Source organism: Blastococcus xanthinilyticus, assembly GCF_008124835.1.
Lineage (GTDB): Bacteria > Actinomycetota > Actinomycetes > Mycobacteriales > Geodermatophilaceae > Blastococcus > Blastococcus xanthinilyticus.
Genome location: NZ_VNHW01000005.1, coordinates 1 through 19727, shown reverse-complemented (window position 1 = coordinate 19727; position 19727 = coordinate 1). Strand labels below are relative to the sequence as shown.

16 protein-coding genes are annotated in these 19727 nt (G+C 73.6%); 7 read left to right on the top strand and 9 right to left on the bottom strand.

The annotated features are described in order from the left end of the window. The 3 genes from phaZ to BD833_RS08915 form a co-directional block, all read right to left on the bottom strand. Window positions 1-849 (bottom strand): poly(3-hydroxyalkanoate) depolymerase, encoded by an 849-nt coding sequence (phaZ, locus tag BD833_RS08925; RefSeq protein WP_166532799.1) that lies wholly within the window; start codon window positions 847-849, stop codon window positions 1-3. Then, window positions 833-2596: a PHA/PHB synthase family protein gene (locus BD833_RS08920; RefSeq protein ID WP_208092479.1), complete on the bottom strand. Its 1764-nt coding sequence runs from the start codon at window positions 2594-2596 to the stop codon at window positions 833-835. The genes phaZ and BD833_RS08920 overlap by 17 nt, the downstream gene beginning before the upstream one ends. A 120-nt stretch (window positions 2597-2716) precedes the next feature. Beyond that, window positions 2717-3934: an acyl-CoA dehydrogenase family protein gene (locus tag BD833_RS08915; protein ID WP_243737544.1), complete on the bottom strand. Its 1218-nt coding sequence runs from the start codon at window positions 3932-3934 to the stop codon at window positions 2717-2719. A gap of 87 nt (window positions 3935-4021) precedes the next feature. On the opposite strand from BD833_RS08915, the gene BD833_RS08910 reads away from it, so the two are divergent. Continuing rightward, window positions 4022-4729 (top strand): hemerythrin domain-containing protein, encoded by a 708-nt coding sequence (locus BD833_RS08910; RefSeq protein WP_166532798.1) that lies wholly within the window; start codon window positions 4022-4024, stop codon window positions 4727-4729. A gap of 66 nt (window positions 4730-4795) precedes the next feature. Here the strand turns inward: BD833_RS08910 and BD833_RS08905 are convergent, their stop codons facing one another. Both BD833_RS08905 and BD833_RS08900 read right to left on the bottom strand, forming a co-directional pair. Then, entirely contained in the window at window positions 4796-5836 is a 1041-nt protein-coding gene (locus tag BD833_RS08905) for a YihY/virulence factor BrkB family protein (RefSeq protein WP_166532797.1), read from the bottom strand. Between the two features lie 107 nt (window positions 5837-5943). After that, entirely contained in the window at window positions 5944-7455 is a 1512-nt protein-coding gene (locus BD833_RS08900; RefSeq protein ID WP_166532796.1) for an MFS transporter, read from the bottom strand. 199 nt (window positions 7456-7654) lie between these two features. On the opposite strand from BD833_RS08900, the gene BD833_RS08895 reads away from it, so the two are divergent. Further along, complete coding sequence (locus BD833_RS08895; protein WP_166532795.1) at window positions 7655-7825, top strand: hypothetical protein; 171 nt, start codon at window positions 7655-7657, stop codon at window positions 7823-7825. Between the two features lie 75 nt (window positions 7826-7900). On the opposite strand, the gene BD833_RS08890 is transcribed toward BD833_RS08895, so the two are convergent. Next, window positions 7901-9697, bottom strand: coding sequence for an acyl-CoA dehydrogenase (locus BD833_RS08890; RefSeq protein WP_166532794.1), 1797 nt, complete (start codon window positions 9695-9697; stop codon window positions 7901-7903). A 116-nt stretch (window positions 9698-9813) separates the two neighbouring features. Here BD833_RS08890 and BD833_RS08885 point away from each other — a divergent pair, with 116 nt between their 5' ends. Then, a complete protein-coding gene (locus BD833_RS08885; protein WP_166532793.1) occupies window positions 9814-10269 on the top strand; it encodes a hypothetical protein in 456 nt (151 codons plus the stop codon). Continuing rightward, entirely contained in the window at window positions 10266-11435 is a 1170-nt protein-coding gene (locus BD833_RS08880) for a zinc-dependent alcohol dehydrogenase (protein ID WP_166532792.1), read from the top strand. Before BD833_RS08885 ends, BD833_RS08880 begins: the two co-directional genes overlap by 4 nt. A gap of 493 nt (window positions 11436-11928) precedes the next feature. On the opposite strand, the gene BD833_RS08875 is transcribed toward BD833_RS08880, so the two are convergent. Both BD833_RS08875 and BD833_RS08870 read right to left on the bottom strand, forming a co-directional pair. Continuing rightward, the gene (locus tag BD833_RS08875; RefSeq protein WP_166532791.1) at window positions 11929-13692 is read right to left on the bottom strand and encodes an MDR family MFS transporter; all 1764 of its coding nucleotides are present in this window, start codon (window positions 13690-13692) and stop codon (window positions 11929-11931) included. Then, window positions 13689-14189, bottom strand: a complete 501-nt coding sequence (locus BD833_RS08870; protein WP_166532790.1) for a MarR family winged helix-turn-helix transcriptional regulator — start codon at window positions 14187-14189, stop codon at window positions 13689-13691. The genes BD833_RS08875 and BD833_RS08870 overlap by 4 nt, the downstream gene beginning before the upstream one ends. A 173-nt stretch (window positions 14190-14362) precedes the next feature. Here BD833_RS08870 and hrpA point away from each other — a divergent pair, with 173 nt between their 5' ends. After that, window positions 14363-18328, top strand: a complete 3966-nt coding sequence (hrpA, locus tag BD833_RS08865; protein ID WP_166532789.1) for an ATP-dependent RNA helicase HrpA — start codon at window positions 14363-14365, stop codon at window positions 18326-18328. A gap of 21 nt (window positions 18329-18349) precedes the next feature. On the opposite strand, the gene BD833_RS08860 is transcribed toward hrpA, so the two are convergent. Then, on the bottom strand, window positions 18350-18697 hold the full coding sequence (locus BD833_RS08860; RefSeq protein ID WP_166532788.1) for a hypothetical protein: 348 nt from the start codon (window positions 18695-18697) through the stop codon (window positions 18350-18352). A gap of 195 nt (window positions 18698-18892) precedes the next feature. On the opposite strand from BD833_RS08860, the gene BD833_RS08855 reads away from it, so the two are divergent. Continuing rightward, complete coding sequence (locus tag BD833_RS08855) at window positions 18893-19282, top strand: ATP-binding protein (RefSeq protein WP_166532787.1); 390 nt, start codon at window positions 18893-18895, stop codon at window positions 19280-19282. Window positions 19283-19357: 75 nt separating this feature from the next. Beyond that, window positions 19358-19522 carry a hypothetical protein gene (locus tag BD833_RS08850; RefSeq protein ID WP_166532786.1) on the top strand — a complete coding sequence of 55 codons (165 nt, stop codon included), beginning with the start codon at window positions 19358-19360 and terminating at the stop codon, window positions 19520-19522. Window positions 19523-19727 lie beyond the last annotated feature (205 nt).

The window sequence follows — 19727 nt, the reverse complement described above, 5'->3', positions numbered from 1 at the left end:
TCACCCGTCCAGGAACGCGTCGATCACCGGGGCCAGCTGGTCGGCCTCGGTGACCAGCGCGATGTGGCCCCCGGAGTAGACGTGCAGCTGGGCCCGGGGGATGAGCCTCGCCATCACCCGGGCGTTGACCATCGGGATGATGGGGTCGTCGTCGCCGGCGACCACCAGCGTCGGCTGCCGGATCAGCCGCAGGAACGGCAGGCTGCTCCAGCCGGTGCTGGCCGCCAGCTGGTAGTAGTAGCCGCGCCGGGGCCCCACCCGGGTGTGGCTGTGCAGCGCGGCCGCGGCCCGCTCGGGCTCCGTGCGCATCGTCCCGCCGTAGATCAGGCCGGCGATCTCCCGTGCGTACTCCGGGTCGCGGTGGCGGCGGGGGGTGAGCATCCGGCTCAGCACCTCCGGTCTGGCCGGCACCATGAGCGTGCCGGTCGCCGTCGCCGCCAGCACCAGCCGCCGGCACCGGCGCCGGTGCTGCACGGCGAACTGCTGGGCCAGGGCGCCACCCCAGGACAGGCCGAGCACGTCGACCTCCCCGGGGTGGCCGAGCCGGTCGAGCAGCCCGGCCACGACCGGGGTGAGCGTGGAGAGCACGTACGGGACGACGGGCCGCGGCGAGCCACCGACCCCGGGCACGTCGAAGCGGATCACCGTGCGCCGCGGGTCCACCGCGTCGACGAACGGCTGCAGCACCTCGAGGCTGGCCCCGATGCCGTTCATGAGCAGCAGCGGCGGCAGCTCCTCGTCCCGGCCGGGCCGGACGGACACCCGCAGGGTGCGCCGGCCGACGGTCAGGCTGCGGACGACGTCCGGGCTGCCCGTCGTGGACCCGTCCGGGCTACTTGTCGAAGACATACGTGCCCGGCGCCTCCGCCAGCATCTCGAGGCCGTTCCCGCCCAGCTCCGCGGGCGCGGGGATCTCCTCGCCGGAGCGCTCGCCGAGCCAGCTCATGAAGTCCGGCCACCAGGAGCCCTTGGTCGTCTCGGCCTGCTGCAGCCAGCGGTCGGGGTCCGGCGGGGTGGACTCCGCCACCTGGAAGGTCGACTTCGGGTTCCCCGGCGGGTTGACCAGCGAGGCGATGTGCCCGTTGGTGGACAGGATGAACCGGCTCTCGCCGCCGAACAGCTGGGTGCTGCGGTAGCAGGCCTGCCACGGGCAGATGTGGTCGGCGATGCCCGCGGTCACGTAGTTGTCCACCGTGATGGCCGACAGGTCCACCGGCGAGCCCAGCATGGTCGACGCCCCCGGCTTGGTCAGCGCGTTCCCCAGTGCCACGTCGATGAAGCCGCGGTGCAGCCCGGCGGTCATCCGGGTGGTGTCGGCGTTCCAGAAGAGGATGTCGAAGTTCGGCGGGGGCTTGCCCTGCAGGTAGTTGTTGACCCAGTAGTTCCACACCAGGTCGTTGGGCCGCAGCCAGGCGAACACCTCGGCCAGCTGGGCGCCGTCCAGGTAGCCCTTCTTCCGGGACCGCTCGGTGGCGGCCTGCACCGCCTCGGGGTCCATGAGCGCCGACATCGTGCCCGCGCGGTTCCAGTCGAGCACGGTGACCGCGTAGCTGGCCGCGCGCACCCGGTCCTGCCGCCCCGTGGCCGCCAGGTGGGCCAGCACCATCGCGGTGATGATGCCGCCGGAGCAGAAGGCCTGCAGGGCCACCTGCTCCTGCCCGGTGATCCGCTCCACGGCGTCCATCGCGTCCAGGACCGCCTGGCCGTAGGTGTCCAGGTTCCACTCGGCGTGCCGCTCGTCGGGGTTGCGCCACGACATCATGAACACCTGCTGGCCGCTGGCCACGTAGTGCTCGACGATGCTGCGGCCCGGCGCGAGGTCGGCGATGTAGTACTTGTTGATCGTCGGCGGCACCATCACCAGCGGCAGGGCGCGCACCGTCTCCGTGGTGGGCCGGTACTGGATCAGCTCGAAGACGTCGCTGCGGTAGACCACCGCGCCGGGCGTCACCGCGAGGTCCTCGCCGACCGCGAAGGCGTCGGGCTCCACCATCGTGGGCACGCGGGGCGGGTTCGCCAGGTCCTTGACCATCCGGGTCAGGCCCCGGAGCGCGCTCGCGCCGCCGGTGTCGATGACCGCCTTGAGCGAGACCGGGTTGAGCCCCGGGACGTTGCTGGGCGCGAGCGCGTCGACGAGGTTCGTGGCGGTGAACCGGATCCGCTCGTCGTCCTGCCAGTCGAGGTCGGCGTCCTCGATGAGCTCCCAGGCCACCCGTGCCGTCGCCAGGTGCGCCTGCATGGCCCGCCGGAGCATCGGGTTGCCGCTCCAGGCGGGGTCGGCGAAGCGCTTGTCCTTCTTGCCCGGCGCCAGCTCCGAGCGCCCGATGACGACCTTGCCCAGCTCCCGGGCCAGCTCGCCGCCGCGGCGGGCCACCACGTCGGGCCGGCGGGCCAGCGCCGAGCCGAAGCGCAGCGCGGTGCCGGCCGGCGGCACCATCCGCCGCAGCGGGCCGCGGGCGGCGTCGACGAGCACCATGTCCAGGCCCATCGCCGCCTCGGCGGCCTCCTCGGGGCCGCCGGCAGCCGGGGCGGCCTCGGGGCGCCCGGGCGGTGGGGCCGACGCGGATCGGTCCGGTTCGGTCGCGGGCTGGGCCATGGCGGTTCCCCCTTCGCGCTGCCCCCGGGACGCCGGTGCGGCGGGTTCCTCGGGGCGCTGGTGTGACCCGGATTACTCAACCACAGGGGCCGGGGTCCGGCAGTCCGCGTGGGGTGGGCATCAGACGATCGCGCTGGCCCCGGTCACGCCCCGCCCGACGATCAGGGTGTTGACCTCGCGGGTGCCCTCGTAGGAGTAGATCGCCTCGGCGTCGGCGACGTAGCGGCCCACGTGGTTCTCCAGCAGGATGCCGTTGCCACCCATCAGCTCGCGGGCCCAGCCCACCGTCTCGCGCATCCGCATGGTGCAGAACGCCTTGGCCAGCGAGGCCTGCTCGTCGGTCATCGTGCCCGCGCCCTGCAGCTGCGAGAGGCGGGCGCACATGGCCGCCGAGGCGGTGATGTTGCCGAGCATCCGCACCAGCAGGTCCTGCACCAGCTGGAACTCCACGATCGGCTGCCCGAACTGCTTGCGCTCCATGGCGTAGCGGAGGGCGTGCTCGTAGGCGCCGCGGGAGCAGCCCACGGCCGACCACGCGACGCCGGCGCGGGTCATGCGCAGCACGTCCGCGGTCGCCCGGAAGCTGTGCGCCTCCTGCAGCCGGTTCTCCTCGGGCACCCGCACGCCGTCGAGCGTGATGTGCGCGTTCTGCACCACGCGCAGCGCGATCTTGTCCTGGAGGTCCACGGCGGTGAAGCCCGGCGTCCCCTGCTCGACGACGAAGCCGAGCACCCGCTCGGTCTCGACGTCGCGGGCCCAGATGATGATCAGGTCGGCGAAGCTCGCGTTGCCGATCCACTTCTTCTCGCCGTCGAGCACCCAGGAGTCCCCGTCGCGGCGGCAGGTCGTCTGCAGGCCGCGGGCGACGTCGGAGCCGTGCTCGGGCTCGGTGAGACCGAAGGCGCCGATCAGCTCCATCCGGGCCATGGCCGGCAGCCATCGCTCCTTCTGCTCGTCGGAGCCGCACAGGTAGATCGAGCCCATGGCCAGGCCGCCGTGCACGCCCATGAACGTGGAGATAGAGGGGTCGCCCTTGGACAGCTCCATGGCGATCATCCCGTCGAGCAGCGGCGAGCGGCCGCGGCAGCCGTACCCCTGGATGGAGACGCCGGCGATGCCGAGCTCGGCCATGGCCGGGATGAGCTGGCGCGGGAACTCCGCCCGCGTCCAGTACTCGTTGATGATCGGCTCGACCTGCTCGTCCATGAAGGTGCGCACCCGGTGCAGGAGCGCCCGGTCGTCGTCGTCCAGCAGGGCCTCGAGGTCGTAGAAGTCCGAGGTGATCGTCGACCGGTCGCTCATCGCGGTGGTGCCCTTCTGACCTGGGGGAGACGTCATCCCCACCTACCCGGCGGTTCCCCCGGCAACCAGGCATGACCGCGACGCCGGCCGGGCAGGAAGCCGGCCCGACCCCGGAGGTGACCCGTGTCCCGATCCATCGCCGACCAGACCGTCGAGGAGCTGGGCGGCCCAGGCAGCGTCCTCGCCCGCCAGCGCCGTGACCACATCGAGCTCGACCGGCTGTTGCACGAGCTGGACGGGTCGACCGGCGCGGCCCAGGAGGAGGTGCTCACCCGCGTCGACCGGCTGGTGTTCAGCCACGCCTTCGCCGAGGAGACCGTCCTGTGGCCGGTCCTGCGCCGCGTGCTGCCCGACGGGGACGACCTCACCCGCCGCGTCGAGGAGGAGCACCAGGAGGTCAACGAGCTGGTGAGCGCGCTCGAGCGCGACGGGCTGGACTCCCCGGAGCGCCCGGCCCGGCTGGCCCGGCTGGTGGAGGTGCTGCGCGAGGACGTCCGGGACGAGGAGGACGCGCTCCTCCCCCGGCTCCAGGAGCGGCTCGACCCCGAGGAGCTGCGGGCGCTCGGCCGCCGCTGGGCGCTCATGCGGCGCCTGTCGCCCACCCGCCCGCACCCGACGGTGTCCCGCCGGCCACCGGGGAACGCGCTGTCCGGGCTGCCCCTCACCGTCCTCGACCGCACCCGCGACCTGGTGGACGCCGGCGTGCGCCGCGTGCCGGACCGGTTCGCCCCGGTCGGCCGCGCGGTCAGCTCGGGTCTTGCCGCCGTCGCCGGCGTCGTGGAGCGGGTTCCGCTGTCCCGCCGCGGCGACCGGCCCCCGACCAGCCGCTGACACCGCACGCGCGACGGCCCCCTCCCGGATCGGGAGGGGGCCGTCGTCGTCCGGGCGTCCGTCAGGTCAGGTGGTCTGCTTGTCGTCCGGCTCGTCGCGGGCGTCGAGCTGGATCTCCTTCGCTGCCCGCGGCACGCCTTCCTTCAGCTCCTTGGTGCGCTCCACCTCGGCGTCGAGCTCGATGCCGAAGAGCAGCGACACGTTGATCAGCCAGAACCAGATCAGGAAGATCACCACACCGGCCAGCGCCCCGTAGGTGGCGTTGTAGCTGCCGAAGTTCGCCACGTAGAAGGCGAAGGCGGCCGAGGCGACGACGGCCACCAGGATCGCGACGCCGGCACCGGGGCTCACGAACTTGAAGCCGCGCAGTTTGGCGTTCGGCGTCGTGTAGTAGAGCACCGCGATCATCAGCGCCAGCAGCACGAGGATGACCGGCCACTTGGCCCAGGTCCACACGGTCAGGACGGTGTCGCCGAGGCCGATGGCCTGCCCGATCGCGTCGACCACCGGGCCGCTGAGCACCAGCATGGCCAGGATCAGCGCGGCGAACAGGATGCCGACCAGGGTGATCAGCAGCTGCAGCGGCTTCAACTTGTAGAACTTCCGGCCTTCGCGCGTCTCGTAGACGATGTTGGCCGCCCGGGTGAAGGCGCCGACGTAGCCCGACGCCGACCAGACGGCGCCGACGAGACCGAGGATCAGACCGAAACCGGCCGCCGTCGAGCTCCCCGCGACCTGCTGGATCACCGGCTCGAGGGTCGACGCCGCGCTCTCCGGGACGACCTCGGTGAGCGCGGTGGTGAGCTCCTCGGGGTCCGTGAGCAGGCCGACGATGGACGCCAGGGCAGCCAGGGCCGGGAACAGCGCCAGGACGCCGTAGTAGGTGAGAGCGGCGGCCCAGTCGGTGAGGTTGTCCTCGCTGAACTCCTTCACCGTGCGCTTGAGCGTGCCGCCCGTCGTGGGCGTGGGGTCGGCGCCGGTGGGGGCGTAGTCGGCCCGCGTGCCGCTGATGTTGTCGTCGTGCGGTGCGGGATCACCGCCGGCGCGGTTGTCGCTGGAGCCCGCCTCAGCCTTGGTGCGGCTGGACGAGCCGGTGGGTCGAGCCATGGGGGCTGTCCTCCGGGAGGGCGGTGGTGGTCAGCCTCCCCGGTGCCCCGGACGGTGCCGTTCCATGCCGGACGCGCCGGTAACGGTTCGGCCGCGCCGGCTCCCGGTCACCGGACGCCGGAGACCGGGGACCACTCGCCGGCGCCGGCGGTGGCCTGCTCCACCTCGGCGAGCTCGTCCCGCCGCCGTCGCCGGCCGGCCCGGCGGTCGGCGCGGAGCCCCGCGAGGGCCACGACCACGACCACCGCGGACGCGCCCGCGCCGACCAGCGCCACGAGGGTGAAGGCGATGGCGCGCGGCAGGCCGGTGGCCGGGTCGAGGGAGCCGGCGATGAGCGTGACCGCCAGCGTGCTGCCCAGCGCCTGCCCGACCGATCGGGCGATGCTGTTGACCGCGTTCGCCACGCCGGTCTCCGCCTCGTCGACGGCGTCGACGACGAGGGCGGGCAGGGCGGCGTAGGCGATGGTCACCGACAGCTGGGTGAGCACCCCGGCGACGATCACCCACGCCGGCTCCGCCCGGAGCCCGGCCAGCACGCCGAACCCGGCGACCCCGCACAGCGCGCCGACGGCGAGGGTGGGGGCTGCGCCGAAGCGGCCGACGACCCGCCCGGCGACGGGCGCCACGAGGATCCCGGCGACGCCCCCGGGCAGGAGGTAGACGACCGCGGCCTCGAGCACGCCGACGCCGAACCCGTACCCGGTCACCTCGGGCGGCGACTGCACGTACTGCAGCACCGCGAGGAACGCGGCGAACAGCGCGATGCCGGTCATGAACCCGGCCAGGTTCGGCACCACGGTGCGCCGGTCCGCGAGCATCGCCGGGCGCACCAGGGGGTGCCGGGTCCGCCGCTGCAGCAGCACCCACCCGGCCAGCACGACCGCCGCCGCCGCGAGGCAGCCGAGGGTGCCCGGCGACGCCCAGCCCCAGCTGGGGCCCTGGGACAGCGGCAGGAGCAGCAGCACCAGCCCGGCCCCGAGGACGACGGCCCCCCACCAGTCGACCCGCCCGCTGCGGGCGACCCGGCGGGCGGGGAGCAGCCGGGCCGTGAGCACCAGCGCCAGCACGGCGACGGCGAGGCCGATCCAGAACGGGTGCCGGTAGTCGCCGTCGTCCCCGGTGAGCAGGCCGGTGGCCACGAGCCCGGCGACGCCCCCGACGGCCAGGGTGCTGCTGACCACGGACATGGCCACGCTGAGCCGGCCATCGGGCAGCTCCCTGCGGAGCACGCTCATCGCCAGGGGGAACAGCCCGTAGGAGGCGCCCTGCAGGACGCGGGCGAGGAGGAGCAGCGGGAAGGACGTCGTCACGACGGCCAGCAGGGTGCCCAGCGACACCACCGCGAGGATGCCCAGGATGACCGGCCGCTCGCCGCGGAGGTCACCGAGCCGCCCGAGCACCGGGGTGAGGACGGCGGCGGCGAGCAGGTTGGCGGTCAGCACCCACCCGGCCGCCCCGGCGGAGATCCCCAGCTGGTCCTCGATCCGGCCCAGCGACGGGACCACCAGGCTCTGCAGGAGGGAGAGAGTGGTCACACCGAGGGAGAGCGCCAGGACCAGCACCGCGGGGCGTGGACCGGCTGCCGGCCGGGCCGGGACCGCGGCGGGACGACGGGGCACGGGGTGATGAGACCACGGCCCCGCGGGGCCGGTCGGGGCCGGCGGCGGACCGCGGGTTGTGTGCTCACTCACACACCGTCAGGGGAAGTCTGCGGATGGACGATTGAGACGCAGGAGTTCGGGGGACAGAGTGGCTCGACGACGTGCCGCTCGCCCTGACCCTGCGGCGGCACCCGGAGTGACTGAGGAGAGCGACTTGATGATGTTGTGGCCGGCCGTGACCCTGCTGGGGTTCCTGGTCCTGACGGCCCTGGTCATCGCGATGGGCACGCAGTCCACCGCCCGGTACGAGCAGGAGAAGCGTGCGGCGCAGCCCGCGTCGAGCGGGCGGCCCAGTGCCGCCGAGGCCGTGGGGGCCGTCCGCGCCTGAGCAGGACGCCGAGACGAGCGCGCCCCGTCACCCCCAGGGGGTGACGGGGCGCCGTCGCGTCCGGGGCAGGTTCGGTCAGAGCCAGGCGTCGCGGGTGTCGAGCACCGTGCGGTCCAGCGACTCCAGCAGGTCGAACCAGGCCCGGGTGCGGGGCAGCTCCCAGCGCCAGAAGTACCGGGCCGCGGCGCGCTTGCCCTCGTGGAAGTCGGTCGTGCCCGCCTCTGCCGCCAGTGCCTGCTCCAGCCACAGCCAGGCGACCACCAGGTGGCCCGCCGCCTCCAGGTAGACGTGCGAGTTGGCCAGCGTCACGTCGGGGTCGCCGGCGCCCCACAGCGTCGCGGTCACCGACGCCAGGCGCGCGACGGCGGCGTCCAGGTCGGCGGCGAAGCCGGCCCACTGGGTGCCGGCGGCGCGGGCCGTCGTCGCGGTGATCGTCTCGCCGAGCAGGGCCAGCCCCGCGCCGCCCTGCATGACGACCTTGCGGCCCAGCAGGTCCAGCGACTGGACGCCCTGCGTCCCCTCGTGGATGGGGTTGAGCCGGTTGTCCCGGTAGAACTGCTCCACCGGGTAGTCGCGGGTGTAGCCGTACCCCCCGTGCACCTGGATCGCGAGGTCGTCGGCCACCGGCCCCCACTGCGAGGGCCACGCCTTGGCGATCGGCGTGAGCATCTCGAGCAGCAGGTGCGCGCGCGCCCGCTCGTCGGCGGTCTCCGCGGTCTGCTCCTCGTCGACCAGGCGGGCGCAGTACAGGCCCAGCGCCAGGCCGCCCTCGGCGTAGGACTTGGCGGCCAGCAGCATCCGGCGCACGTCGGCGTGCTCGACGATCGGCACCATCGGCGTGGCGGGGTCCTTGCCGGCCGGCGGGCGGCCCTGCGTGCGGGTGCGGGCGTACTCCAGCGCGTGCAGGTAGCCGGTGTAGCCCAGCACCGTGGCGCCCATCCCGACGCCGATCCGCGCCTCGTTCATCATGTGGAACATGTAGGTGAGGCCGCGGTGCTGCTCGCCCACCAGGTAGCCGACGGCGCCGGCCCGCCCGCCGGGGGTGTGCACGCCCTCGCCGAAGTTGAGCAGCGTGTTCGTCGTCCCGCGGTAGCCCATCTTGTGGTTGAGCCCGGCCAGGACGACGTCGTTGCGCTCGCCGAGGCTGCCGTCGGCGTTCACGAGGAACTTGGGCACGATGAACAGCGAGATGCCCTTCACCCCGGGCGGCCCGCCGGGGATCTTGGCCAGCACCAGGTGGACGATGTTCTCGGTCAGCTCGTGGTCGCCACCGGAGATCCACATCTTGTTGCCGGTGAGCCGGTAGGTGCCGTCGTCCTGGGGGACGGCCTTCGTGGTGATGTCGGACAGCGACGAGCCGGCCTGCGGCTCGGACAGCGCCATCGTGCCGAACCAGCGGCCCTCGATCTCCGGGGCGACGTAGGTGTCGATCTGCTCCCGGCTGCCGTGCGCCAGGAGCAGGCGGGCGTTGCCCATGGTGAGGAACGGGTACGCCGAGGTGCCGACGTTGGCCGCCTTGAACCAGGCGAACACCGCCTGGCCGACCACGTGCGGCAGCTGCATGCCGCCGAACTCCTCGTCGAACTCACCGGCCATCAGCCCGGCCTCGGCGAACACCGTCAGCGCCTCGGCGACCTCGGGGATCAGCTGCACCTTGCCGTCGACCATCCGCGGCTCGTTCTCGTCGGCCTTGCGGTTGTGCGGCGCGAAGTGCTCGGTCGCGATCTGCTCGGCCAGGTCGAGGACGGCGTCGAAGGTCTCCCGGGAGTGCTCGGTGAACCGGGCCCGCTTGGTCAGCGACTCGACGTCGAGCCACTCGTTGAGCAGGAAGTCCAGGTCACGACGGGACAGGATCAGCGACGACGACGGCACGAGGTCTCCAGGCGCGGGTGCTTCGGGGTGGCGCGAACCACCTCACACTAGGCCGGTTGCCCGGGGGCGCGGCGCGGGTAGGGCGGGACGGCACCGCCGTCGACCGAGGAGCAGCCATGGACCTACCCGGCATCGTCCACCGCGCAGGAGGCGCGTTGCTCGGCACGCTCCAGCACGTGCGCATCCCCGGGGTCGGCCAGGCGTCGGTGACCGACGACCCGGCGACCTCGGCCCGCCGCTGGCGGGCGGTCACCGTGCTGCGCGACCAGGCCGCCGTCGGCACCCCTGAGGCGCCGCCGCCCCCGCTGGACCGGTTCGGCGACCGCATCGAGGTGCGGCTGACCGCAGCGCCGGCCGACCGCGGCACCGAGCTCGCCGCGCGCTTCCGCGGCACCCCGTCCGAGGCCGAGATCGGCGAGCTCCGCGCCGCGCTGCGCGAGGCCAAGCAGCTGCTGGAGGTGGGGGAGGTGCTCCGGGTGGATCCCCAGCCGCACGGCCAGCGGAAGCCGACACCGCAGGGCGCGGCGCTGGAAGGCATGACGGAGCAGGCACCGAAGGAGGGCGTGCTGTGAAGGCCGCGACCTGGACCGGCGTGAACGAGGTGTCGGTGGAGGACGTCCCCGAGCCGACGATCCTCAACGACCACGACGTGATCCTGAAGATCCGCCAGTCGGTCACCTGCGGCTCCGACCTGCACCTGATCGGCGGGTACATCCCCTTCATGCGGGCCGGCGACGTGATCGGCCACGAGTTCCTCGGCGAGGTCGTCGAGGTGGGCAAGGAGGTCCGCGACCGCAAGGTCGGTGACCGCGTCGTCGTCGCGCCGTTCGCCGCCTGCGGCTCCTGCTGGTACTGCAAGCAGGAGCTGTACTCCCTCTGCGACAACGGGAACGCGAACCCGGGCATCACCGAGGGGCTGTGGGGCCAGGGCGTGGGCGGGTGCTTCGGCTACTCGCACGCGATGGGCGGCTACGCCGGCAGCCACGCGGAGCTCATGCGGGTGCCCTACGCCGACGTGGGCACGTTCGTCGTCCCCGAGGGCGTCTCGGACACCCGGGCGCTGTTCGCCTCCGACGCCGCCTCGACCGGCTGGATGGGCGCCGACCTGGCCGGCACCGAGCCCGGTGACGTCGTCGCCGTGTGGGGCGCCGGCGGGGTCGGGCAGATGGCGGCGCGGGCCGCGATGCTGCTGGGGGCCGAGCAGGTCGTCGTCATCGACCGGGTCCCCGAGCGGCTGACGCAGGTGCGCACCCACGTGGGCGCGGAGGCGGTCGACTACACGACCACCGACGTCGTCGCCGAGCTGCGCGAGCGCACCGGCGGGCGCGGACCCGACGTCTGCATCGAGGCGGTGGGCATGGAGGCGCACGCCCCGGGCACCCCGGGCATCTACGACCAGGTCAAGCAGCAGCTGCGGCTGCAGACCGACCGGCCCACCGCCGTGCGCGAGGCGATCACGGCCTGCCGCAAGGGCGGGACGGTGTTCACCCTCGGGGTCTTCGCCGCGATGGTGGACAAGTTCCCGCTCGGCGCGGCGATGAACAAGGGCCTGACCCTGCGGGGTGCCCAGGTGCACGCCCAGCGCTACATCCCCGAGCTGCTGCGCCGCATGGAGGCCGACGAGCTCGTCACCGAGCACCTGGCCACCCACGTGATGCCGCTGGGGGAGGCGCCGGAGGGCTACCGGATGTTCAAGGAGAAGGACGACGGCTGCGTCCGCGCCGTGTTCCTGCCATGACACCGTCGTCCTCCGGGCGACCACCGCGACCAGGAGCCGTTCACGGCGGGCGCTGAGCCGCGCGTGCGTGGCGGCGGGAGGCCGTCACACCGTCGTCCTCCGGGCGACCACCGCGACCAGGAGCCGTTCCCGGCGGGCGCTGAGCCGCGCCGTGCGTGGCGGCGGGAGGCCGTCACACCGTCGTCCTCCGGGCGACCACCGCGACCAGGAGCCGTTCCCGGCGGGCGCTGAGCCGCGCCGTGCGTGGCGGCGGGAGGCCGTCACACCGTCGTCCTCCGGGCGACCACCGCGACCAGGAGCCGTTCCCGGCGGGCGCTGAGCCGCGCCGTGCGTGGCGGCGGGAGGCCGTCACACCGTCGTCCTCCGGGCGACCACCGCGACCAGGAGCCGTTCCCGGCGGGCGCTGAGCCGCGCCGTGCGTGGCGGCGGGAGGCCTCCGGCCCCCGCACCGCCACGCACCGTGCAGCGGTGCCGTGGCGGTGCGTCCGGAGGGTCAGCGGCGGGGCGTGTCGCCCGGCCGACCGACCGGCGGCGGGACCGACGTGGGCGCCGCGGCGCCGACGGCCTCCGTGGCCTCCTCGGCCGGGTCGCGCGGATCGGTCGTCGCCGTCCCGGCGGCCGGGCCCTGGCGGGCCTGGATGCCGGACTTCGTGCTCAGCGCGAGCTGCGGCAGGAAGAGGAAGACGAAGAACCCGATCGCCACGACGCCGGCGGCGATGAGGAACACCGCGTCGATCGAGTCGGAGAAGCCGACCTTGAACGGCTGCGCGAGCGCCGCGGGGAGCTCCTGAATGAACGACGTGTCGTCCAGGCTGGCGCCGGTACCGGCGCCCAGCTGCTCGAACTGCGGCGCCAGTGACGGGTCGGCCCGCACCGCGTCGTCCACGGCGGCCCCGATGTCCTGCGGCAGCCGGGTGAAGAGGATCGACAGGAACGCGGCCGCCCCGATGGTTCCGCCCATCTGGCGGAAGAAGGTCACCGAGGAGGTGGCCACGCCCATCTCCCGCGGGGAGACGGCGTTCTGCACGGCGAGGATCACCGGCTGGAAGTTGAAGCCCAGCCCCAGGCCGAGCAGCACCATGAACGGCACCAGCGCCCACACCGACGTGTCGGCGCCCACGACGAACGACATCGAGAACAGCGCGATCACCATGAGCGCGACGCCGACCAGCGGGAACACCTTGTACTTGCCGGTCCGGGAGATGGCGATGCCCGAGCTCATCGCGCCGGTCATGATGCCGGCGACGAGCGGGATCATCTGCAGGCCGGCGACGGTCGCGCTGGAGCCCTGGACGATCTGCAGGTACTGCGGCAGCAGGAGCAGGCCGCCGAACATCCCGGCGCCCATCACGACGCTGCCGATCGCGCTGACGGTGAAGGTGCGACCGCGGAACATCCGCAGCGGCAGCAGCGCGTCGTCCCGGTAGGCCCGCTCGGCGAGCACGAACAGCACGAAGCCGACGGCGCCCACGGCGTAGCAGAGCAGCGCCCGGCCCGAGGTCCAGCCCCAGGTGCGGCCCTGCTCGGCGATGACCAGCAGCGGCACGAGGAACGTGATCAGCGCCAGCGCGCCGGGCCAGTCGATGCGGTGCTCGCGGCGCTCGTGCGGCAGGTGCAGCACCCGCCAGACCGCGGCGAAGGCGAGCAGCCCGAGGGGCACGTTGATCCAGAAGATCCACCGCCAGCCGTCCACGCCGAGCAGCGCGTCCTGGCCCGCGAGGAACCCGCCGACGACCGGGCCCAGCACGCTCGAGGTGCCGAACACCGCCATGAAGTAGCCCTGGTACCGGGAGCGCTCCCGGGGCGGCACGATGTCGCCGATGATCGCCAGGGCCAGCGACATCAGGCCGCCGGCGCCGATGCCCTGGATCGCGCGGAAGGCGGCCAGCTGGTACATCGAGTCGGCGATGCCGCACAGCGCCGAGCCGACGATGAAGACCGCGATCGCGAACAGGTAGAACGGCCGCCGGCCGTAGATGTCCGAGAGCTTCCCGTACAGCGGGGTGGCGATCGTCGAGGTGATCAGGAAGGCCGTGGTCGCCCAGGCCTGCAGGTCGTAGCCCTGCAGGTCGTCGGCGATGATCCGGATGGCGGTGGAGACGACGGTCTGATCGAGGGCGGCCAGGAACATCGCGACCATGAGGCCGACCAGGATCGTGACGATCTGCCGGTGGCTGAACGCGCCCTCGGCGTCGGGGGCGGCGGCCGCCGCGCGGGCGCCCCTCCGCTCGGCCGCGGTCGTACGGGTGGAGGTCATGCGGACACCGTCCGGGAGGAGGAGGGGTTCTGGTCGTTCGGGAGCGTGGCCGCGATGCCGTCGAGGAGACGGTCGAACAGGGCCGTGAAGGTGGTCAGCTCGTCGTCGGTCCACTCGGTGACGACCGTGCGCAGGTAGGCGACGCGCTCGGCGCGGAGCCCGTCGAGCTCCGTGCGACCGGCGTCGGTGAGCACCAGCCGGCTGGCCCGGCCGTCGGACTCGTCCGCCACCCGGACGACCAGTCCGTGTTCGACGAGGAGCGTCACGTGGCGGCTGACGGTGGACGGGTCGGCGTGCACGAGCTCGGCCAGGGCGCTCTGCCGCAGCGGGCCCAGCCGCTCCAGCGGGAACAGCAGGACCGACGCGGCGCGGTCCCGGCCGCCCTCGGCCGTGTGCTGGGCCTTGATGCCGTGGATGAGCCGCATGAACCGGGGCATCTGGTCGCTGAGGGTCAGCAGCCCGGAGTCACGGGTCGGCTCGGGTGGTGGCGACGGCATGGGGACCTCGTGTCGTTCGGGGAAACTGGGTGCACGCTACATGTTGTTGCAGCGACCATGCATCGATTTCGGCGCTGTGTTCCCGGCCACGCACCCGGAAGTGGGATCCTGGTCGGGTCGCCCGCCGACCGCTCGGGCCGGGCACGACCACGGAGAGGACGCCGGGACAGACCGTGAGCGCACCGCAGGACCTCCGCGACCCCGATCTCCGGGACCGCGATCTCCGGGACCGCCTCGCCGGGCTGACCCTCGCCGACGAGCACCGGCTGCGCCTGCGCCTCGACGCGCTGCGGCGCACCCGTGACGCCCAGTCCCGGGAGCGGCAGCGTGACCGGATCGCGGCGGACGTCGCCGTCGCCGAGCAGCGGATCGCCCGCCGCTGCGCCGCCGTCCCGGCGGTCAGCTACCCGGACGAGCTCCCGGTCAGCGCCCGCCGCGACGACATCGCCGCCGCACTCCGCGACGCCCAGGTCGTCGTCGTGGCCGGCGAGACCGGCTCGGGCAAGACCACCCAGCTGCCGAAGATCGCCCTGGAGCTCGGCCGGGGAGTGCGCGGGCGGATCGGGCACACGCAGCCGCGCCGGATCGCCGCCCGCAGCGTCGCCGAGCGGATCGCCGAGGAGCTGGGCACGCCGCTGGGCGAGGCGGTCGGCTACAAGATGCGCTTCAACGACCAGGTGTCGGACTCGACGCTGGTCAAGCTCATGACCGACGGCGTCCTGCTCGCCGAGATCGCGCACGACCGGCTGCTGCGCCAGTACGACACGATCATCCTCGACGAGGCCCACGAGCGGAGCCTCAACATCGACTTCCTGCTGGGCTACCTCGCCCAGCTGCTGCCGCGCCGTCCGGACCTCAAGCTGGTCATCACCTCGGCGACGATCGACGTGGAGCGGGTGGCCGCGCACTTCGCGGGGGCGCCGATCGTCGAGGTCAGCGGGCGCACGTATCCCGTCGAGGTGCGCTACCGGCCGGTCGTCGACCTCGACGATCCGGAGGCCGACGAGGACCGCGACCAGGTCAGCGCGATCCTCGACGCCGTCGACGAGCTGACCGCCGAGGGCCCGGGCGACATCCTGGTGTTCCTCGCCGGCGAGCGGGAGATCCGGGACACCCAGGACGCACTGGGCGAGCGGGGGCTGCCGAACACGGAGGTCGTGCCGCTCTACTCGCGGCTCTCGGCCGCCGACCAGCACAAGGTCTTCGCCCCGCACAGCGGACGGCGGATCGTGCTGTCCACCAACGTCGCCGAGACGTCGCTGACCGTGCCCGGCATCCGGTACGTCATCGACCCGGGCACCGCCCGGATCAGCCGGTACAGCCATCGCACCAAGGTGCAGCGGCTGCCGATCGAGCCGGTCAGCCAGGCCTCGGCCCGGCAGCGCTCGGGCCGGTGCGGCCGGCTGGGCCCCGGCGTCGCGATCCGGCTGTACGCGGAGGCGGACTTCGAGGCCCGGCCGGAGTTCACCGATCCGGAGATCCTGCGCACCAACCTGGCGTCGGTCCTGCTGCAGATGGCGGCGCTCGACCTGGGGGCGATGGAGGACTTCCCGTTCGTCGACCCGCCGGACCGCCGGGCGATCGCCGACGGGCTGGCTCTCCTCGAGGAGCTGCACGCGCTCGACGAGCAGGGGAAGCTCACCGAGACCGGGCGGGCGCTGGCCGCCCTGCCGCTGGACCCGCGGATGGCGCGGATGGTGGTCGAGGCCGACAAGCGCGGAGTGCTCGACGAGGTGCTGGTCATCGCCGCCGGGCTCACCATCCAGGACCCCCGCGAGCGGCCCACCGAGCACCAGCAGGCGGCCGACGAGCTGCACCGCCGGTTCGCCGACGAGAACTCCGACTTCCTCGCGCTGCTGAACCTGTGGCGCTACCTGCAGGAGCAGCAGGACGCACTGAGCGGCAACCAGTTCCGCCGCACGGTGAAGCGGGAGTTCCTGCACTACCTGCGGATCCGCGAGTGGCAGGACCTGCACGGGCAGCTGCGCGGCACCGCCCGGCGCCTGGGCATGACCGTGGGGGAGCCGGCGGCCGAGCCGGACGAGAAGGGCATCTCCGCCGCGCTGCTGGCCGGCCTGCTCTCGCACGTCGGCATGCAGGTGGAACCGGCCAAGACCCGCGACGGCAAGCCGGGGCGGCCGGGCCGGGAGTACCTGGGCACCCGCAACACCCGGTTCGTGCTGGCGCCGGGCACGCCGCTGGCGAAGAAGCCGCCGCGCTGGGTGGTCGCCGCCGAGCTGGTGGAGACCAGCCGGCTGTTCGCCCGCACCGTCGCCCGCATCGACCCGGAGGTCGTCGAGGGGCTGGCCGAGCACCTGGTCAAGCGGCAGTACTCCGAGCCCCGCTGGGACGCCAAGCGCGGCTCCGTCGTCGCCACCGAGCGGGTCACCCTCTACGGGCTGCCGCTCGTCGTCGGCCGCCGCGTGCAGTACGGCTCCATCGACCCGGTGGTGTCCCGCGAGCTGTTCATCCGGCACGCGCTCGTGCAGGGCGAGTGGACGACGCACCACCGCTTCTGGGCCGAGAACCAGCGGGCCATCGAGCGGGTGGAGGCGCTGGAGGAGCGGGCCCGCCGGCGGGACATCGCCGTCGACGAGGAGACGCTGTTCGAGCTCTACGACGCGCGCATCCCCGCCGACGTCGTCTCCACCCGGCACTTCGACCGCTGGTGGAAGCGCGCCCGCCACGAGCGGCCGGACCTGCTGACCTTCACCCCGGAGATGCTCACGAACGCCGCGGTGGCCGCCGGGGTGCGCGTCGAGGACTACCCCGACGAGGTGCCGCTGAGTCAGGGCCTCACCCTGCCGCTGTCCTACGCCTTCGCGCCCGGGGCCCCGGAGGACGGGGTGACCGTCGACGTCCCCCTCGGGGTGCTGGACACCGTGGTGGGGGCGACGTCGGGGGAGTCCCTGGCGTTCACCGTGCCCGGCCTGCGCGAAGAGCTCGTGACGGAACTGCTCCGCAGCCTGCCCAAGCAGCTGCGGCGCGCGCTGGTGCCGATCCCCGACCGGGTGCGGGAGGTGCTCCCGCGGATCGATGCGGGCGAGCCGCTGCTGCCCGCCCTGGAGCGGGAGCTGCGCCGGGCCGTCGCCGTCACGATCCCGCCGGACGCCTGGGCGCCCGCGCAGGTGCCCGGCCACCTGCGGGCGACCTTCCGGGTCCTCGACGACCAGCAGCGGACGCTCGCCAGCGGCAAGGACCTCGCTGCCCTGAAGGCGCAGGTCGCCCCCCAGGCGCGGGCGAGCCTGGCCCGGGCCGCCTCGGAGCTCGAGCGGACCGGCCTCACGACCTGGGACGTGGGGACGCTGCCGCGCACGGTCGAGGTGCGCCGGGGCGCGCACGTCGTGACCGCCTACCCGGCCCTGGTCGACGAGGGCGCGACCGCCGGGGTGCGGGTCGTCCCGACCGAGGTCGAGGCCGGCCGGCTCTCCTGGCGCGGCGCCCGCCGGCTGCTGGTGCTGGTCGCGGGCTCGCCGGTCAAGCAGGTGGTCAAGGGGCTCGGTCCGGCGACCCGGCTGGCGCTGCAGTTCAACCCGGACGGCGAGATCCCCGACCTGGTCGCCGACTGCGTCGACGCGGCGGCGGACGAGCTGATCGCCGCGGCCGGTGGCCCGCCACGGGACCAGGCGGCCTTCGACGCCCTGGTCGTGACCGCCAAGGCGCAGCTGCCCGCGCTCACGGCCGACACCGTGCGCCGCGTCGAGGCGGTGCTGACGCAGGCCCGGGAGGTCGCGGTCGCGCTCGGTGCGGCACCGGGCCGTCGCGTGCCCGAGGCCGCGGTCGCCGACCTGCGCCGGCAGATGGGCGGGCTGCTGCACCGCGGGTTCGTCGCCACCGCGGGGCGACGGCGGCTGCCCGACGTGGTGCGGTACCTGACGGCGATGGCGTACCGGCTGGAGAAGCTGCCGGCCAACGCGGTCCGCGACGAGCTGGGCATGCGGCAGGTGGCCGCGGTGACCGAGGAGTACGAGCAGCTGCGCCGGCAGGTGCCGGCGACCGGGGCGCCGGACGACCCGGTCGTGCGGGTGCGCTGGATGATCGAGGAGCTCCGGGTGGGGCTGTTCGCGCAGGGCGTCGGCACCCCGAGGCCGGTCTCGGAGCAGCGCATCCACAAGGCGATCGACGCGCTGACCGCCTGACGGTGGCCCGGCCCGGGGGTCCTACTCCCGGAGCAGGGCGGAGATCCGCTGCCGGGTCACGCCGAACAGCGCGGCGATCCGGTTGATGCTGACGCCTTCCCGGCGCAGCGCGGCGGCCTCCTCGCGGCGCCAGCCGTGCCCCGCCGTGGCGAGCGCGGACAGCACGGAGGAGACGGTCTCGACCACGAGCGGGCGGGGCTCGTCGGTGACCAGCCCGGCCCAGGGCGTCCCGCCGCGCCGCCCTTCCAGCAGCAGGTCGGCGCGGGCACGGGCCAGGGTGAGCTCCGCCACCGACTCGTCGATGCAGTCGACCAGTCGCTCGAGGGCCTGGCGGGCGGCGTCGTCCTCCGGTGCGACGGGAGCGGTCACGCGCGGCTCCTTCCGGGAGGCGACGGCGAAGACCCTAGCGCAAGGCGGGTTGCGGGCAACCCCCATAGCGGGCGATATGTGGTGCACAATTCTTCGCGCCGGTCGGTTCGACCCTCCGGTTCGGAGCCCCTTCTGCCGATGAGGAGGGCAGGGGAGCCCCACGTCGCTGAGCACGCCAGCAGAACGGAACACCTCATGTCCACCCTCACCGCCAGCATGGACCTGCCGCCGATCGCTGCGAGCGTCCCGGTGGCACGCCGGCTCGTGCGGCAGCTGCTGCAGGCGTGGGACGCCCGGCAGGACCACGAGGACGCGGCGCTCCTCGTGACCGAGCTGGTGGCCAACGTGGTCGACCACGTCGGGGGCAGCGCGTGCCTCACCATCGAGGCGACCTGCTCCGAGGACTGGCTGCGCCTGGCCGTGGTCGACTGCTCGCCGGTTCCTCCCGCGCCGCAGGGGCTCGACCCGGAGCGGACCCGCGGCCGCGGGATGCTCATGGTCGAGGTGCTCGCCGACCGCTGGGGCTGCGAGGCCCACCGGGACGGCAAGCGGGTCTGGTTCGAGCTGCGACCGCCCGGCCTGTGACCGACCGGCTGGTTTGCCGGGGTCGCCGATCGGGGACCGGCCAGGAGGAAGCCAGCCGAAGGAAGGGACTGCGCGATGAGCGAGCCGAACACCCACGCAGCCGGTGAGGGAGTCTCCGACGAGGAGATGATCGAGACCGTGTCCGGCCAGACCGACAGCGCCTCGGAGAACGCCGACGTCGCGGGCAAGGACTGGGACGGCGACCCGGGTTCCGCGCCCGCACCGACCGACCAGGCCTGACCGCACCAGAGCACCGAAGAACCACAGCACCGACGCGCCGCCCCCGCCCCGACACCGGGGCGGGGGCGGCGTCGCGTCCGGGGCCGGACCGCCCTCCCCAGGATGATCAGGTGACTGTGAGGCTGGCCGGGTCAGTCCTTCGGTGATGGGCTGATGGCTGGCAGCGGTGGGCGTGACCCGTCATGTGACTGGCTTCGTGCCTTCA